The organism is Halomonas sp. V046 (genome assembly GCF_052645355.1).
This window is the reverse complement of record NZ_JBQXYF010000005.1, coordinates 202,175-218,572: the sequence shown is the minus strand read 5'-3', so window position 1 is coordinate 218,572 and position 16,398 is coordinate 202,175. Positions and strand designations below refer to the sequence as shown.

At 62.3% G+C, this 16,398-nt stretch carries 13 protein-coding genes; 11 read left to right on the top strand and 2 right to left on the bottom strand.

The genetic code is table 11. The features are described 5' to 3' along the window. Positions 1-71 precede the first annotated feature (71 nt). The 4 genes from ACUN9Y_RS08570 (at position 72) to ACUN9Y_RS08555 (ending at position 6,382) form a co-directional block, all read left to right on the top strand. On the top strand, positions 72-1,295 hold the full coding sequence (locus ACUN9Y_RS08570) for a pyridoxal-phosphate-dependent aminotransferase family protein (protein ID WP_445460273.1): 1,224 nt from the start codon (positions 72-74) through the stop codon (positions 1,293-1,295). Positions 1,296-1,426: 131 nt separating this feature from the next. Beyond that, a complete protein-coding gene (locus ACUN9Y_RS08565; RefSeq protein WP_445460272.1) occupies positions 1,427-4,447 on the top strand; it encodes an FAD-binding and (Fe-S)-binding domain-containing protein in 3,021 nt (1,006 codons plus the stop codon). Between the two features lie 206 nt (positions 4,448-4,653). After that, the gene (gene ltaE / locus ACUN9Y_RS08560; protein ID WP_445460271.1) at positions 4,654-5,670 is read left to right on the top strand and encodes a low-specificity L-threonine aldolase; all 1,017 of its coding nucleotides are present in this window, start codon (positions 4,654-4,656) and stop codon (positions 5,668-5,670) included. A 187-nt stretch (positions 5,671-5,857) separates the two neighbouring features. Then, a complete protein-coding gene (locus ACUN9Y_RS08555) occupies positions 5,858-6,382 on the top strand; it encodes a gamma carbonic anhydrase family protein (protein WP_445460270.1) in 525 nt (174 codons plus the stop codon). A 380-nt stretch (positions 6,383-6,762) separates the two neighbouring features. Here ACUN9Y_RS08555 and ACUN9Y_RS08550 read toward each other — a convergent pair whose 3' ends face one another. After that, positions 6,763-8,463 (bottom strand): L-lactate permease, encoded by a 1,701-nt coding sequence (locus ACUN9Y_RS08550; RefSeq protein ID WP_445460269.1) that lies wholly within the window; start codon positions 8,461-8,463, stop codon positions 6,763-6,765. Positions 8,464-8,863: 400 nt separating this feature from the next. On the opposite strand from ACUN9Y_RS08550, the gene ACUN9Y_RS08545 reads away from it, so the two are divergent. The 3 genes from ACUN9Y_RS08545 to ACUN9Y_RS08535 all read left to right on the top strand — a co-directional run bounded on the left by ACUN9Y_RS08545 (position 8,864) and on the right by ACUN9Y_RS08535 (position 11,776). Beyond that, complete coding sequence (locus ACUN9Y_RS08545; RefSeq protein WP_445460268.1) at positions 8,864-9,574, top strand: glutathione S-transferase N-terminal domain-containing protein; 711 nt, start codon at positions 8,864-8,866, stop codon at positions 9,572-9,574. A 414-nt stretch (positions 9,575-9,988) separates the two neighbouring features. Beyond that, complete coding sequence (locus ACUN9Y_RS08540) at positions 9,989-10,657, top strand: glutathione binding-like protein (protein WP_445460267.1); 669 nt, start codon at positions 9,989-9,991, stop codon at positions 10,655-10,657. 762 nt (positions 10,658-11,419) lie between these two features. Next, positions 11,420-11,776, top strand: coding sequence for a hypothetical protein (locus ACUN9Y_RS08535; RefSeq protein WP_445460266.1), 357 nt, complete (start codon positions 11,420-11,422; stop codon positions 11,774-11,776). A 254-nt stretch (positions 11,777-12,030) separates the two neighbouring features. On the opposite strand, the gene uraD is transcribed toward ACUN9Y_RS08535, so the two are convergent. Then, positions 12,031-12,555 (bottom strand): 2-oxo-4-hydroxy-4-carboxy-5-ureidoimidazoline decarboxylase, encoded by a 525-nt coding sequence (gene uraD / locus ACUN9Y_RS08530; protein WP_445460265.1) that lies wholly within the window; start codon positions 12,553-12,555, stop codon positions 12,031-12,033. A gap of 269 nt (positions 12,556-12,824) precedes the next feature. Between uraD and uraH the strand changes: the two genes are divergently transcribed. From uraH to ACUN9Y_RS08510, 4 genes are all read left to right on the top strand, one after another. Beyond that, a complete protein-coding gene (gene uraH, locus ACUN9Y_RS08525; protein WP_445460264.1) occupies positions 12,825-13,178 on the top strand; it encodes a hydroxyisourate hydrolase in 354 nt (117 codons plus the stop codon). A gap of 128 nt (positions 13,179-13,306) precedes the next feature. Then, positions 13,307-14,566: a urate hydroxylase PuuD gene (locus tag ACUN9Y_RS08520; protein ID WP_445460263.1), complete on the top strand. Its 1,260-nt coding sequence runs from the start codon at positions 13,307-13,309 to the stop codon at positions 14,564-14,566. A 214-nt stretch (positions 14,567-14,780) separates the two neighbouring features. Then, positions 14,781-15,521: a GntR family transcriptional regulator gene (locus ACUN9Y_RS08515; protein WP_445460262.1), complete on the top strand. Its 741-nt coding sequence runs from the start codon at positions 14,781-14,783 to the stop codon at positions 15,519-15,521. A gap of 432 nt (positions 15,522-15,953) precedes the next feature. Continuing rightward, the gene (locus tag ACUN9Y_RS08510) at positions 15,954-16,190 is read left to right on the top strand and encodes a helix-hairpin-helix domain-containing protein (protein ID WP_445460261.1); all 237 of its coding nucleotides are present in this window, start codon (positions 15,954-15,956) and stop codon (positions 16,188-16,190) included. Positions 16,191-16,398: the final 208 nt, after the last annotated feature.

The window sequence follows — 16,398 nt, the reverse complement described above, 5'->3', positions numbered from 1 at the left end:
TACTATTCCCGCTTCGACGCCGCCCCAAACCGCCTGGCTGGGTGTGTCGCGGCGCCCCTTGAGGACTCGATATGCTGAATCTCGATTTTCACCCCACCGGCCGTCATTTCCTGCAGATTCCCGGCCCCTCGCCGGTGCCGGATCGCATCCTGCGCGCCATGAGCCTGCCCACCATCGACCACCGAGGCCCGGAGTTCGGGGCCCTGGGGCGAGAACTTTTGTCCAAGATCCAGCGGGTGTTCAAGACCGCTGCCCCCGTGATCATCTATCCGGCCTCCGGGACTGGTGCCTGGGAGGCGGCGCTGGCCAATACGCTGTCGCCGGGCGATGGCGTGCTGATGTTCGAGACCGGACACTTCGCCACCCTATGGCACAAGATGGCACTCAGGCTCGGCGTTAAGCCCGAGTTCATCGGCCTGCCAGGCGATGAGGGTTGGCGTCAGGGGGTGCAGGCGGACATGATCGAGGCGCGCCTGAAGGAAGACACCGAGCATCGCCTGAAGGCGGTGTGCGTGGTACACAACGAGACCTCCACCGGGGTGACCAGTGATATTGCCGCGGTGCGCCGGGCCATCGATGCGGCGGGGCATCCGGCATTGTTGATGGTGGATACCATCTCGGGGCTTGCCAGTGCCGATTATCGCCACGATGACTGGGGCGTGGACGTGACCATTTCCGGCTCCCAGAAGGGCCTGATGCTACCGCCTGGCATCAGCTTCAATGCGCTGTCCGACAAGGCCATTGCCGTCAGTCGCGAGGCGTGCTTGCCGAAGAGCTTTTGGGCCTGGGACGAGATTCTCGCTGCCAATACCAACGGCTACTGGCCCTATACCCCCAACACCAATCTGCTCTATGGCCTCAATGAAGCGTTGGACATGCTGCTCGAGGAAGGACTCGACAACGTCTTCGCCCGCCATCAGCGCTGGGCGGCCGGGGTACGCGCGGCCGTTGACGCCTGGGGGCTCGAGATCCAATGCCAGGATCCTGCCGTCTACTCGCCGGTGCTCACCGGGGTGGTGCTGCCCGATGGCGTCGATGCCGACGCCGTGCGCGAATTGATTTACCAGCGCTTCGATCTATCGCTGGGTATGGGCCTTGGCAAGGCCAAGGGGCGCATGTTTCGCATCGGACACCTCGGTGACTGCAACGACCTGACCCTGATGGCGACGCTGGCCGGCTGCGAGATGGGCCTCGAGCTTTGCGGGGTGTCGCTGAAGGCCAGCGGCGTCAAGGCCGCCATGGACTACTTCGCCGCTCATCCCCCCGCGCACCTGACTCGGTTGGCCGATGCCTGAACCGGCGTTGGCGTGCCTGTTCACGCCGCCGTTTCATACAGCCGCTTCACGCAGCCCCCGCGCATTGCTGATGCGCGGTCGTGGCGTCGATCGAGGATCTGGACTGTGACTGACACTGAGAGGAGTGGGCGATGACCTCCCTGACTCAACCTGGCCGGGACGCCCGTGTGCGACCGGTGACCGAACTGGCGACGCGGCTGCGTCGAGAACTCGAGGGCGAGGTGCTGTTCGATGAGGCCTCTCGCGGTCGTTACGCAACCGATGCCTCGATCTATCAGGTCACGCCGGTCGGTGTGGTGATTCCGCGCCATCAGGACGACCTGGCCCTGGCGCTGGATATTGCCCGCGACCAGGGGGTCGCGGTGCTGCCACGGGGCGGCGGCACCAGCCAGTGTGGCCAGACCGTGGGCGAGGCACTGGTCATCGACACCAGCCGTCATCTGAATGCCGTCGTCGAGTTCGACAAACAGGCCCGTACCGTGGTGGTGGAGCCCGGCATCGTGCTCGACCACCTGAATGCCTGGCTCAAGCCCCATGGGCTCTGGTACCCGGTGGATGTCTCGACCAGTGCCCAGTGCACTCTGGGGGGCATGGCCGGCAACAATTCCTGCGGTTCGCGCTCTATTGCCTACGGCAACATGGTGCATAACGTTGCCGCCATCGATGCGCTGCTGGCCGATGGCCGCGAGGCTCGCTTTGGTCGCATGGACGAGTTGACCACTGCCTCGCCGCTGTTCGAGCTGGCCGGCCGTGTGCGAGCCATTGCCGAGCGCGAGAACTCGCGTATTCGCGAGCACTTTCCCAAGGTCCTCAGGCGGGTGGCGGGCTATAACCTTGATCTCTTCGACTGTCAGAACCCACAGCCTTACGAGGCCGATGGCGTCGCCAATCTGGCCCACCTGCTGGTCGGCTCCGAGGGCTCGCTGGCGCTCACCCGGCGCCTGACCCTGAAGCTTTCCCCGCTGCCCGAGCACAAGGTGCTAGGGGTGGTGAACTTTCCCACTTTTTATCAGGCCATGGACCTGACCCAGCACATCGTAGCCTTGTCGCCCACGGCCGTGGAGCTTGTCGACCACACCATGATCGCCTTGTCGCTGGAAAACCCAGCGTTCGCCCCGGTCATCAAGAAGGCGCTGATCGGCAAGCCCGAAGCGGTGCTGCTGGTGGAGTTCGCCGGTCACGATCGTGACGCCTTGCTTAAGGACCTGGCTCGTCTCAACCAGTTGCTGGGAGATCTGGGGTTGCCCGACGCCGTGGTCGACATGCCCGACGCCAAGGCCCAGAAGGCGCTATGGGACGTACGCAAGGCCGGGCTCAATATCATGATGAGCATGAAGGGCGACGGTAAGCCGGTGTCCTTTATCGAGGACTGCGCGGTACCGCTCGAGCACTTGGCCGAGTACACCGACAAGTTGACCCAGATGTTCCATCACCATGGCACCGAGGGCACCTGGTATGCCCACGCCAGCGTCGGCACCCTGCACGTGCGACCTATCCTCGATATGCGGCGTGGGGGCGCCACCAAGATGCGGGCCATCGCCGAGGAGGCCGCAGCCCTGGTGCGTGAGTACAAGGGCGCCTATTCCGGCGAGCATGGCGACGGCATCTGTCGTGGCGAGTGGGTGGCCTGGCAGTTCGGGAGTGAACTCAATGATGCCTTCCGCGAGATCAAGGGACTCTTCGACCCGACGAATCTGATGAACCCGGGCAAGATCGTCGATACGCCGAAGATGGATGACGATCGGCTGTTCCGGTTCTCCAGCGACTACCAGCGTATTGCTCTGACGCCGGTACTCGACTGGTCGCCCTGGAACGTCGAGCGCGATCCCTTGAGCGGCGATCAGAGTCCCCCCGGTAGCGGCAGCGACGTGACCGGGGGCCTCGCCAGCGCGGTGGAGATGTGCAACAACAACGGCCATTGCCGCAAGTTTGATGCCGGCACCATGTGCCCGAGCTACCGCATCAGCGGCGATGAGAAGCACCTGACCCGGGGGCGGGCCAACACATTGCGCCTGGTACTTTCCGGGCAATTGGGCAGCGATGGCCTGGCCAGCGACGAGGTCAAGGAGACACTGGACCTTTGCGTCTCGTGCAAGGGCTGCAAGCGTGATTGCCCCACCGGCGTCGATATGGCGCGTATCAAGATCGAGGCCCGGGCGGCCCGTGTCGAGCGTGATGGCATCGCGCTGCGCGAGCGGCTGATCGCCGACATGCCGCGCATGGCCCCGGTATTGAAGCGTCTGGCGCCGCTGACCCGGACACTGGAGCGTGCGCCCTGGTTGGCGGGGCGGGTCAAGCGGGCGCTGGGCCTCGCCGAGGCCAGGTCGCTGCCTGTGTTCGGGGGCGACTATACCGCCTCGCAGCCGAGCCGCCTGTCCGCCGAGCACCGCGAGAACGCCGCTGACACCGGAGAGTTGGGCGAGGTGGTGCTGTTCGTCGATACCTTCAACAACTACATGGAGGCCGATAACGCCGAGGCGGCTCATCGAGTGCTGACCGCGGCGGGCTATCGCGTGGTGCTGTCACGGCCAGCGGGCGAGCGTCCCCTGTGTTGCGGTCGTACCTATCTCGCCGCAGGCCAGGTAGCGCGGGCCAAGGACGAGGCCCGCCGGACGCTTGATGCGCTGTTGCCCTATGTGGAGCGAGGCGCTGCCGTGGTCGGACTCGAGCCCTCGTGTCTATTGACCCTGCGCGATGAATTTCTGGGCTACGGTTTCGGCGAGTCCGCCACGCGACTGGCCGAGGCGAGCCTGCTGTTCGAGGAGTTCCTGGTGCGCGAGCACGATGCCGGACGCCTGAGGTTGCCCTTGAAGGCGTTGCCCCATTCACGAGCGTTGCTTCACGGTCATTGCCACCAGAAAGCCTTCGATGCGTTGACTCCGGTCCAGCGTGTGTTGGCGTGGATCCCTGATCTTGCGCTCGAGACGATTACCTCGTCGTGCTGTGGCATGGCCGGCAGCTTTGGCTATGAGCGAGAACACTTCGAGGCCTCCATGCAGATGGCAGAGCTTGCGCTGCTGCCCTCGGTTCGTGAGGCCGGTGACGCCCTGATCGTGGCCGATGGCACCAGCTGTCGCCACCAGATCAGGGATGGCGCCTCGCGGGAGGCGCAGCATGTGGCCCGTGTGCTGGCCGACGCCCTGGATACGTAACCTCCTCGCAAGCTGTTTGCCGAGCAGGACTGGCGCTGTGAAAGCCAAGGGTGGCCGTTGGGCACAAGCTGTGGTGGGATAATCCGAGACGTTGATTGGATCGACGTCCAAGGGTGGGGATACCTCGGCATGATGTCCCCATCGTCAGGAAGTCCGGTCGTTGGACGCCGGACGCTGGAGCGGGATAGTGGAAGAGGACTCAGCACATGATCGATTTGCGCAGCGACACCGTCACCCGTCCCACAGAGGCCATGCGCGAGGCCATGGCGATTGCTCCGGTGGGCGATGATGTCTGGGGCGATGACCCGAGCGTTGAGCGCTTCGAGGCCGAACTGGCGGACCGCGCCGGCTTCAGTGCGGCGGCGTTCTTTCCTTCGGGCACCCAGAGCAATCTCACCGCCATGCTGACCCACTGTGGTCGTGGCGACGAGGTGATCCTCGGGCAACGCAGCCACATGTATCGCGACGAGGGTGGCGGCGCCGCGGTGCTTGGCGCCATCCAGCCCCAGCCTCTTGAACAGGATGAGTTCGGACGCATGGCGGTGGAGGATATCGCCGCCGCCATCAAGGGCGATGACATTCATCACGCGCGCACTCGCCTGATCGCGCTGGAGAACACCTTCCAGGGACGCGTGCTGCCGGCGGACTATGTCGAGACGGTGACCGGCCTTGCCGCCGAGCGCGGTCTGGCCTGCCATTTGGATGGGGCACGGCTATTCAATGCCTCGGTGGCCTCGGGGCGCTCCCTGGCCGAGTTGTGCGCGGGGTTCGATTCGGCGTCGTTGTGCTTCTCGAAGGGGTTGGGCGCGCCGGTCGGCTCGTTGCTGGTGGGCGGCGATCGCTTCATCGAACGTGCCAGGCGTTGGCGCAAGACCCTCGGTGGTGGCATGCGTCAGTCCGGCATCCTCGCGGCAGGGTGTCGTCACGCCTTCCATCACCATGTCGAGCGTCTCGCCGATGATCATCGCCATGCCCGGCAGTTGGCCCAGTGGCTGGGCCAGGTCCCGAGCCTGCAGGTCGCCGGGCAGGCGACCAATATGGTGTTTCTCGATGTTCCTGCTCCGCACTGTGGACCGCTGGAGGCGCACCTGGCCGAGCGTGACATCCTGGTGGCGGTGCGGCCTCGCACACGAATGGTGACCCATCTGGATGTGGATGAAGACGCCGTGCGCCGAGTGGCCAGCGAGATCGCGAGCTACTTTCGATGTGTCGAACAGGCATAGCAAGGTCGACCGATCCCTCACAGCGCGCAGCGTGGACTGGGCGTGGCGAATTTGGTTAGGCAACTTTGCGTTTCAGCGTCCACGCTATAGGCAGGTGCCGAGTGCATCTTTGGGTCTGTATCGAGCTGGTCGAGTTTCGGCATCGACTCGGCGGATAACAAGGAACTCGAATTTTCAGGAGCGCGTCATGGCGATCTTCCGTCTGGGCAACCATTCGCCCCATATTCATCGTAGTGTCTTCGTCGCCGAGAGCGCCGAGGTTATCGGTCAGGTCAAGGTGCATGAAGATGCCAGCATCTGGTATCAGGCGGTGCTGCGTGGCGATACGGAATCTCTCTGTATCGGTGAAGGCAGCAATGTTCAGGATGGTGCGGTGTTGCATGCCGATCCCGGGTACCCGCTCCGTGTCGGGGCCGGTGTCACCGTCGGGCACCAGGCCATGCTCCACGGCTGCACGGTGGGGGATGGAACCCTGGTCGGCATTCAGGCGGTGATCCTCAACGGCGCCGTCATCGGCAAGAACTGCCTGGTAGGAGCGGGAGCCTTGGTCAAGGAAAACGCCGAATTCCCGGACAATAGCCTGATCATCGGCTCGCCGGCCAAGGTGATTCGACAGCTCGATGACAAGGCGATTGCCGGGCTCAAGGCAAATGCCGAGGGCTACGTCGATAAGGCCCGCCTGCACAAGACTAGACTCGCCAAGATCGGCTAGTCGGCGAGTTCTTGGCCTGCAGGAGAATAGCCTGCGAGAGAACAGCCAGGAGAGAACAGCCAGGAGAGAACAGCCAGGAGAGAACAGCCAGGAGAGAAAACGGCCGGCTGCATTATCGAGGGCGGCGAGACGATAGCGAGAAGGTGGCAAGCGTCCCGTCAGGCGTCACCAACGAAGGACATGGGTAAAATGCACAGAGGGCAGCATCCACGGATGCCGCCCTCTGTGCTTGTCAGTCGTAAACCCCCTGGCCGCGATACTCCTGACGGCAGCAGCTCCTGCCTTCGTCCGAGCCAGGCCGGCGCTTGGCCAAGAGCCATCGGCGGGGTCTTGACCAAGAGCCATCAGCGGGGTCTTGGCCAAGAGCCATCAGCGGGGTCTTAGCCAAGAGCCATCAGCGGGTCCGAGATGCCCACTACCTGCATCGCCACCAGGCCGATCAGGCCCGCCGCGATCACGTAGTAGAGCGTCGGCAGAATGGTCTTGCGGATGGTGATGCCCTCGCGACCCAGCAGGCCAACGGTTGCCGATGCTGCGACCACGTTGTGGATCGCGATCATGTTGCCGGCAGCGGCGCCGACGGCCTGGAGAGCGACCATCAGGGCCGTCGACACGCCGAGCTGTTGGGCGACGTTGAACTGGAAGTCCGACAGCATCAGGTTGGACACGGTATTGGAACCGGCGATGAAGGCCCCCAAGGCACCGACTGCGGGCGCGAACAGCGGGTAGATATCGCCGACGCCGTCGGCGACGAAGGTCGCCATTGCCACCGGCATGGACGCCAGGTCGGCGCCGTTGACGCCAGAGTTGATCAAGATGCGCACCATGGGAATGGTGAAGATCAGCACGAAGCCGGCGCCGAGCAGGGTGCGGGTGGACTCGCCGAAGGCGGCAGCCAGTTGAGCACCCTTCATGCGGTGCAGGACGGCGGTGATCAGCACCACCATCAGCAGGATGCCTCCGGGCAGGTACAACGGCTGCAGGCTGCCGGAAATACCGGCCTCGCCGAGAATGTCGGTGAAGCCCACACTGACCGACGTCAGGGCATTCTTGAACGGCTCGACGGTGCGTGACAACACCAGCAGCACGGCCAGCAGCACGTAGGGCAACCAGCCCATGAAGGTCGAGATAGAGGTGCGCCCGACGACGTCATCGACATTGATGCTGAGCTTGCCGATCCAGTGGTCGGGCCACTGTGCGGCAGCCGGGAAGTCCCAGCTTTGCTGGGGAATAAGGAAACCGCGACGGGCCGCGGGTACGACGATGGCCAGGCCCACCATGGCGCCGATCATCGATGGGAACTCCGGACCGAGGAAGACGCCGGCCAAGGCGTAGGGGACGACGAAGCAGATACCGGCGAACAGGGCGAACGGGGCGATCGCCAGGCCTTCCTTCCAGGAGCGGTTGGCGCCGAAGAAGCGCACCATGACCATCACCATGAGCAGCGGCATGACCACGCCGACCACTGCGTGGACCAGCGCGACTTCTCCGGCGATCAGGCGGAAGTATTCCATCCAGGTGGAACCGCCGGCTTCGAGTGTTTCGGTAATGCCGACGCGGTCCACGCCGCCGGCCACACCGACCACGATGGGCGTACCCACGGCGCCGAAGGATACCGGCGTGGATTGGATCATCATGCCCACCACGACAGCGGCCAGGGCCGGGAAGCCGAGTGCCACCATCAAGGGTGCGGCCACCGCGGCCGGGGTGCCGAAGCCGGAGGCGCCTTCGATGAAACAGCCGAACAGCCAAGCGACGATGATCGCCTGTACCCGGCGATCCGGACTGATGCCGGAGAAACCGTTGCGAATGGCCGTGATACCCCCAGAGTGCTTGAGCGTATTGAGCAGCAAAATCGCACCGAAGATGATCCACAGGATGGCCACGGTAAGGATCAGCCCCTGAAGGGTCGAGGCGATGACCCGGGTAAAGGTCATGTCCCAGGCGATCAGGGCGATCAGGGCGGTGACCACGAAGACGATCGGCATCGCCACCTTGGCTGCCATACGCAGCCCAATAAGTAGCACACCGGCCAGTATCAGGGGGACAAACGCCACCAGGGCGAGGGTCGTATCGTTCATCAGTCGAGGCTCTCTTGTTGTGTCTGGCTTGTCGTTTCTGACGTGTTGTCGAGGTTGGCGTCGGAGGCGTTGGTGGTGGTCCGAGCCAGCCCCACGCGATTGACGACGGTCGCCACCATAAGTCGAGTCGTGCATAGGCGCCATATCTGGGTTATTGGTCAGACCAATAAGAAATGCCCTGGCACTCTCGAAGAAGAGAGGCGACTGTTCGTAAAAACAATGGTTTGAGAAACCTCTAACCACCAGGGTGAACACGCGTTCGAGATAATTCATTAGACTAATGGACAGTTATGCGGTCGTTTGCTCGCTTATGGAAAACCATTGGCGGGGGCAAGCTTGGCTGGCACTATCGAGACTTGGCTTCGTCCCAACGTCCATCCCGAATAACGAGGAGATTGGCATGTCCCGAGTGTTGTATGACCTCTGTGGTATCGATGAGCGGCTGCGGTTCTCTCCCTTCTGCTGGCGCGCCAGGCTGGCCCTGGCCCACAAGGGGCTCGATGTCGAGACGCGTCCGTGGCACTTCATTGACAAGGAAGTGCTTGAATTTGCGGACTACGACAAGGTTCCTGTTCTGGTGGACGGTAGCGAGGTGATCACCGATAGCTATCAGATCATGGCTTACCTGGATCGCGCCTATCCTGATGCACCGGCGCTGCTTGGGGATGCCATGGCAGAGTCGCGCGCGCGGTTCTTCAAGCACTACGCCGAGCGGGCCGTGGCCCCGGCTATTCTGCGCACTATCGTCATGGATCTGCTTAACGCCATCCATCCCAAGGATCGCGACTATTTCCGCGAGACCCGGGAAAAGCGCTTCGGGCGTACCTTCGAGGAGTTTCATTCGCCGGCCAAGGGCCTGGCGCAGCTGGATGCTGCCCTGGAGCCGTTGCGCGGTCAGCTCACGGAGACGGACTTCATCGATGGTGATGCGCCTGCCGCGGCCGACTACCTGCTGTTTGGCAATTTCATGTGGGCACGCTGTGTGTCGACCGCCGATCTCGTTTCCAATGCCGACCCGGTCTATGCCTGGATCGAACGCATGTTGGACCAGCATGACGGCCTTGGGCGAAACGCCATGCGGATCACCGACATCGAAGGCGCCTATCGCTGAGTGACGGTCAGACGCGGCGTACCAAGACCACGCCGGCGAGGCGGCTCGCGGCGTGGTCCTTTGCGTTGCGTTATCGCGCCGGTGTGCGCTGGTGCTCAAGGGTTGGCTGGTGCCGCGGAGAAACAGTCTCCCCGGCTGGTCGTTGCAGCCGCCGATGGCGGGTCACTACCGTCGCTGAAGGCCGGTCATTACCATCGCTGAAGGCCGGTCACTACCGTCGCTGAAGGCTGGTCACTACCGTCGCTGAAGGCTGGTCACTACCATCGCTGAAGGCTGGTCACTACCATCGCTGAAGGCTGGTCACTACAACCGCTGAAGGCTGGTCACTACAACCGCTGAAGGCTCTTCCTCAGCATCTGGCGTCTCCTCACCCACTGGCGGCAACGTCGATAGCGATTGAACAGGAGGTTCTCCATGATCGATCTGTACTACTGGACCACGCCCAATGGCCACAAGATCACGCTGTTTCTGGAGGAAGCGGGGCTCAGGTACCGGCTTCATCCGGTCGACATCGGCAAGGGCGAGCAGTTTGCGCCGACCTTTCTCGATATCGCGCCGAACAACCGCATCCCGGCCATCGTCGATAACGCGCCGCGTGAAGAACGAGAGCCACTGGCGCTGTTCGAGTCCGGCGCGATTCTCGAATACCTGGCCGACAAGACCGGCAGGTACCTGCCGAAGAGTGGACGAGCGCGCTACGTGACCCTGCAGTGGCTCTACTGGCAGATGGGTGGGCTCGGCCCCATGGCCGGACAGAACCATCATTTCGGCACCCATGCCGAGGAAAAGATTCCGTACGCCATCGAACGCTACGTCAAGGAAACGGCCAGACTCTATGGCGTACTCGATCGCCAGCTGGCTGACAGTCCGTTTGTGGCAGGCGACGAATACAGCATTGCTGACATGGCGATCTACCCCTGGATCGCCTCCCACGCGAAGCAGCGCCAGAATCTCGACGACTTTTCCCACGTCAAGCGCTGGGCGGCGTCGCTGGCACAGCGAGAATCGGTCAAGCGAGCCTACGCGTTGGTCGAGGAGGTCAACCCGGCCAAGGGCGAGGAGAGGAGCGAAGACGCGCGTTAAGCGCCATTCGGCAAGCGCTGACGACAGAGGGGGCACGCGTGTCGACTCACGACTCCGGCGATGGGTGACGCCCATGGCCGGGTCGTACGACGAGAGCCGCTCCCGCATCCTGAGCCACGCTATGCACTGCCGCCATCATGGTGGCACCGCCTCTTCGAAAGTTCGTTGCCTGTTGCCTGTTGCCTGTTGCCCGTTGCCTGTTGCTCGTGCCATGGCGTGAGGCGATAACTCATCGCTCGTGACGTGTGTGATAAAGACCGCCGGCTCTCCCATCTCCCGGTTGAGCATGGCTGACGGTCGTTGGGCAGCGTGAGAGGAGGGGTTGGTTAGCGCGGCATACTCTCGGCGATTCCTCGGGGCCAAGTGTTAGCGGATTCGCCATATTATGCTCAAACGACTATTTTTTCCGCTTTTACGCAGTGCCCGAGTAGAGGTATGCCTGATGCGGCTAGGGGGCTGGCCGATTCCGCCGCGATGATATGCACTGAGATAGACATACGGTGGTGCGCCATCATTCTGTGGCACCGGCAGTGCCTGTACAGCGCCTGCCCCGATAGTTACCGGCGTTTCGCGCGGAAGCCGTGACTTTGGCATAGCGGAGTCATCGTCACCGGCGAGGTCCGTAAGCCGAGTCGACGTGATGGCTTTTAAGCACATTAAAGAACCGTATATGTCTTATAGCATGTTGCGACGCACAATTGTGCCGTCTAGTCTTTTCTGTGCCAGCGCGCCGCGCTAGGCGAATCTAGGGAGTAAGCGTTCATGAATACTAATACCACGCTGCCGTCAATGGACAAGATGCTGCCGTCAATGGACAAGATGCTCGATCCACTGCGGGAAGGCAGTCTACTGACACTCGAGTTCTCGCAGAAGTTGCTGGAAGCTCGCTTCAAGACCTTTGATATCGCCTTGAATACAGGGATGGCCCAGGCCCGGGCCTGGTGCGAGGTCTGCGACGCCGAGTCGTTTCACGCCGCCGGGGAGTCTCAGCAGAAGACGCTGTCGACGATGAGTGAGCGGCTCAAGGAGGAAGGGGAAACACTGCTGGCGCTCAGCAAGGAATACAATGAGAAGTGCCAAACCTTGGCAAAAGACGCTTTTGGTCCTGACAAGGAGTAGAACGCCAGATCCCGTTGGAGCTCATGGGCTAACACCTACCAGATGGCTCCTGCGGCGATGATCAAACGCCCGCTAGCCTATGGTTTCTGGCGTTGCGGCCCCAAGGGGGCATTAGCTGTTACACAAGTACGGTCAAGAGAATGATATTTGTGTGTTGCGTACGGCGCCGATGAGAGTGTCGGTGAGTGTCGCATTACGTTGGGAATTCTGCACGGCCAGTCATTGCGACTGGCCGTTTTGGCTTGTGTGCTGAATTAACTGGCGCGGTCTTCCAGACGAAACCGTGCGATGCGGATGATCTGAATCACCGCTTCACGGCGTTCCTGCTCGGGCGTGTTGTTCAGGCGTGTTTCGAACGCCGCCAGAATCGTATGCCGGTTGCCACCTTTGACCGCCATGATGAAGGGAAAGCGGAAGCGTTCCTGATACGCATCGTTAAGGCGGGTGAAGCGCTCCAACTCTTCCGGCGTGCACTGATCTAATCCGGCACCGGCCTGTTCACGGGTGGAGTCATCGGTTAGCTCGCCGGCGGCAGCGGCTTTCCCGGCGAGGTCCGGGTGGGCGCAGATGACTTGTAGCTGGCGCTCGGGATCCGCCTCCTCGAGCACCTGTCCCATGTGGTCGGCGAGAACATTGGGATCGTCGTGGGCGCCAGTCAGCCCGCGATCAAAAGCGAGTTCGGCCACCCAGGGAGAGTGCTCGAAGACGTCGCCATAGGTGGAGACGAAGGTCGACTTGTCCATCATGCTGGGGCGAGCGTTCAGAGTCGGTGTACTCATGGTGATCTCCGCGAAACGACAGTAGGGAAGATGGGTTGAGCTAACTGTATACAAAAAAGTAGTTGAAATGTACCCTTCTTTGGCTCAATGATGTTCTATATACCGACGATGCTACAACGCATGGCGCGCATGGCTAGCATAGTGCTTCTTGCCTGACGCTTCGGCCGGAGAGCCGGGGAGGTCACGCGTCGCCTGTTGGTATTCGTTCAACAAGGCGTTGTATATCAAGACGTTGTACATCAAGACCGTAGACGAGGAAGGAGGGCGACATGGGCCGCTTGACCACACACGTACTGGACACTTCTCTGGGCCGTCCCGGCCAGGGCATACGTATTGAGATATTTCGCATCGACGGCAACGACCGCGTGGCCCTCGGCGAGGTGGTCACCAATGATGATGGGCGCTGCGACAGGCCCATTCTGGAAGGTGAGGCCCTGACTCGCGGCGAGTACGAATTGCTGTTTCACGCCGGGGACTATCTGAGAGCCCAGGGTGTCCTCGCCGAGGAGCCGCGCTTTCTCGACCGAATTCCACTGCGCTTCGGTGTGGCCGATGTCGACCAGCACTATCACGTGCCGCTGCTGCTGTCGCCTTACAGCTACTCGACCTACCGCGGTAGCTGACGGCGTGTGCATCGCGGCTCGGGCCGGGGTTCATGAGCCGGGCATTGCACCAGGCTCCCCGGCCGGAGACGCCTTGGCACCCACCAGATTGCCGAATCACAATAACAGCCTTGAATCGGGATACCGTCATGTCCTCCTACCTTATTGATGTCAGCAACTTCCTGCTGCGTTGGCTGCACGTCATTGCGGCCATCGCCTGGATCGGCGAATCGATCTATTTCGTGATGCTGGATAACGGCTTAAAGAAACCCAAGGCCGAGGAAGACCGCCAGAAAGGCGTCTTCGGCGAGATGTGGGCCGTTCACGGCGGCGGTTTCTATCACAATCAGAAGTACGCGACCGCCCCGGACAAGCTACCGGACGATCTGCACTGGTCGTTCTGGAAGGCCTACACCACCTGGCTGTCCGGTTTCGCGCTGTTCATCATCCTGTACATGGCCAATCCGAGTTTCTACCTGGTCAATCCGAACAGCCCCTGGGAGTGGGCGGCGAACCTCAGCGGCTGGCAGGCCAATGTGGTGGCCCTGCTCTTCCTGCTTGGCGGCTGGGTGGTCTATAACGAGATGTGCAAGCGCCTGAGCCCGAACATGGAACGCGATGGCCTCTTGAGCGTCGGCGTCGCCGTGATGATGGTGCTGGTGGCCTATCTCAGCGTGCATATCTTCTCCGGACGCGCAGCCTTCCTGTTGACCGGGGCGGTGATGGCCACCGCCATGTCGGCCAACGTGTTCTTCTGGATCATCCCCGGCCAGCGGCGCATGGTGAAGGCGATGAAGGCCGGCGAAACGCCGAATCCGCTCGACGGCAAACGTGGCAAGCAGCGTTCGGTGCACAACACCTACTTTACCCTGCCGGTGGTGTTGCTGATGATCAGCAACCACTATTCGTTTGCCTATACCAACGACTGGGCCTGGGTGATCATGACGCTGCTGATCTTCGCCGGCGCCGTGATTCGCCAGTACTTCGTGCTGATGCATTCGGGGCAGCACAAGCCAGCGTACCCGGTGGCCGGCGTGGTGCTGATCCTGGCGGCCTTCGCGGTCGGCTCACCGGCGTTGGCTCCGGCGACATCCAGTGCCCCGGCACAGGCGGGTGGCGATACCGCCTCGCAGGAAAGCGGCACCTTGGCATCTGACGCGGTCCCGGCCTCTCCCTTGGCTCAGGTTCATGCCATCATGCAGACGCGCTGCGTGCAGTGCCATGCGGCTCAGCCTGCCCACGCGGGTTTCAGTGCACCGCCTGCCGGGGTCGTGCTCGAGACCGAGGCTCAGGTTGAACAGCAACAGGCGAGCATTCAGCAGGTGGTCGCGAGCGGCTATATGCCACTCGGCAACCTGACTCAGATGACCGACGACGAACGCGCAACTATCGCCACCTGGGGGAATTGATGCACTCAGGGTAACCGCTGCCGAGTCCTGGGCGCTCGCGTCATGCGCTGGTGGTAAGGCGTTGCCGCCAGGGCGTGAGCGTGTCGCTGGCGTTGACCCTGCCTTGGCCACCCATGTACCGGCCCCGGCCCCGATAGGGGCCGGGGCCGTTGTCGTGCTTCTTGTGCTGTTACGTATACAATGAGACCGATCGCACTATGACAGGAGAGCGTCGATGAATGAACGAGCGAAGGCGGCGGCGCCGAAGGCAATGTCACCTGGGCCTCGACAGGGCAAGAATGGCGACGGCGCCGAGCGCCACGAAGCCATTCATCGTTCTATCAGTGACGCCATCATCGAGCATCGCCTCAAGCCCGGCGCCAGGTTGCGGGAAGACGCCCTTGCCGAGGTGTTCGGGGTTAGCCGCACCGGTATCCGCAAGATCCTTCAGCGTCTCGCCCTCGAACAGCTGGTGACCCTTACACCACGTCGGGGGGCCAGCGTCACTCGCCCTACCGCCGATGAAGCCAAGGATGTCTTCGATGCCCGGCAGATGGTCGAGTGCGGGCTGATGGCTGAGATCGTTCGGCGCATCTCGTCGGGCGACGTTGCCACGTTACGCGACATGGCTCGGCGAGAGCGCGATGCGCTACGTGGTGGCGAGCAGAGCGTCGCGATCCGATTGTCGGCAGATTTTCATACCTATCTGGCCAGGATTTCCGGCAACCAGACCCTGGCCGACTTCGTTGAGCGCCTGTGCTCGCGTTCCTCGCTGATCCTCGCGGTCTACGGCAACGCCGGCAACCTGGGCTGCGAGTCTCATGATCATCAGGATCTGATCGGTTACCTGGAAGATGGCAAGGGGGAGCGTGCTGCGGCCTTCATGAGTCGTCACCTGAAGGCCATCGAAGCCTCGCTGTCGATTATCGAGGAAGACGCCGAGGCCCCGGATCTGTTCCAGATATTCTCGCGCTGATGCCGAAGGTCGCTCCCGTCGCGCGTCCGGTGTGGGTATCGCAACCGGCATCCTGCCTAACGTCATGCTGGAGGTCGTTGCAGTGGCACCCAGGAGGGGCGTAACGCACCGCTGGCGCTGTCAAGAGAACGATAGGGCCTGCCCCGTGCCTGACACGCGGGTGATGGTGGGTCGGGGTGAGGGGCGACTCCGTTGGATGCGTCACACTATTTTTTCGGATTCCGTCCTGTCCGGGTGTCGTCGATCGGAACCGAGCGGTTCTTTGGCGTGCAGGGCGGGCGGGTGCTGCTCAGCGAAATCCTGCGGATCTGGCGGCCGGCACTGGGGCTTGCGGGTCTTGCCGTTGCCTGCAGGCACCTTCTGCGGTCGAGCCGGGCGCGCTAACATGCCTTGCCGCCATGACGCTTGATGAGGCGAAGACAGGGGATTGTGATGGCATTTTCCGATCACGAAAGGCAGGCGCTGTTGGCGCTGAAGGGCGTAGGACCAACGGTGATCCAGCGCTTCGAAGAGGTGGGGGTCGAGACGTTTGCGGACCTCGCCGAGTACGAGGCCGCGGAGCTGGCTGAGCGAGTTGCTTCGATGCTTCGCACGAGCTGCTGGAAGAACAGCCCCCAGGCCCTGGGGGCCGTAAAGGCGGCCATCGAACGAGCGCGCCTCGGTCTCTAGCGGGTGTCGGTTCAATGAGGTTGGCTCCCCGCCAGTGCCAGCGGCGGCTGTTTCCCCTTTGTCCTTCACCCAGCCCTCAATCTGCCTCCAATCCGCTCTAGACCCGCTCTTAATCCACTCTTAATCCACCCTCAGTGTGAAGCGGATCGGTCTCTCCTGGAGGGCGCCGCCTCATCGTCTGAGACGGCGTCTCGCGTGCCTCTCTTGA

Excerpts from the sequence above, each read along its gene's own strand:
- ACUN9Y_RS08520 (WP_445460263.1), top strand. The coding sequence starts at position 13,307 with ATGTCCTCCTACCTTATTGATGTCAGCAACTTCCTGCTGCGTTGGCTG.
- ACUN9Y_RS08545 (WP_445460268.1), top strand. The coding sequence starts at position 8,864 with ATGTCCCGAGTGTTGTATGACCTCTGTGGTATCGATGAGCGGCTGCGG.
- ACUN9Y_RS08565 (WP_445460272.1), top strand. The coding sequence starts at position 1,427 with ATGACCTCCCTGACTCAACCTGGCCGGGACGCCCGTGTGCGACCGGTG.
- ACUN9Y_RS08510 (WP_445460261.1), top strand. The coding sequence starts at position 15,954 with ATGGCATTTTCCGATCACGAAAGGCAGGCGCTGTTGGCGCTGAAGGGC.
- uraH (WP_445460264.1), top strand. The coding sequence starts at position 12,825 with ATGGGCCGCTTGACCACACACGTACTGGACACTTCTCTGGGCCGTCCC.
- uraD (WP_445460265.1), bottom strand. The coding sequence starts at position 12,555 with ATGAGTACACCGACTCTGAACGCTCGCCCCAGCATGATGGACAAGTCG.
- ACUN9Y_RS08550 (WP_445460269.1), bottom strand. The coding sequence starts at position 8,463 with ATGAACGATACGACCCTCGCCCTGGTGGCGTTTGTCCCCCTGATACTG.
- ACUN9Y_RS08570 (WP_445460273.1), top strand. The coding sequence starts at position 72 with ATGCTGAATCTCGATTTTCACCCCACCGGCCGTCATTTCCTGCAGATT.
- ACUN9Y_RS08555 (WP_445460270.1), top strand. The coding sequence starts at position 5,858 with ATGGCGATCTTCCGTCTGGGCAACCATTCGCCCCATATTCATCGTAGT.
- ACUN9Y_RS08540 (WP_445460267.1), top strand. The coding sequence starts at position 9,989 with ATGATCGATCTGTACTACTGGACCACGCCCAATGGCCACAAGATCACG.
- ACUN9Y_RS08535 (WP_445460266.1), top strand. The coding sequence starts at position 11,420 with ATGAATACTAATACCACGCTGCCGTCAATGGACAAGATGCTGCCGTCA.
- ACUN9Y_RS08515 (WP_445460262.1), top strand. The coding sequence starts at position 14,781 with ATGAATGAACGAGCGAAGGCGGCGGCGCCGAAGGCAATGTCACCTGGG.
- ltaE (WP_445460271.1), top strand. The coding sequence starts at position 4,654 with ATGATCGATTTGCGCAGCGACACCGTCACCCGTCCCACAGAGGCCATG.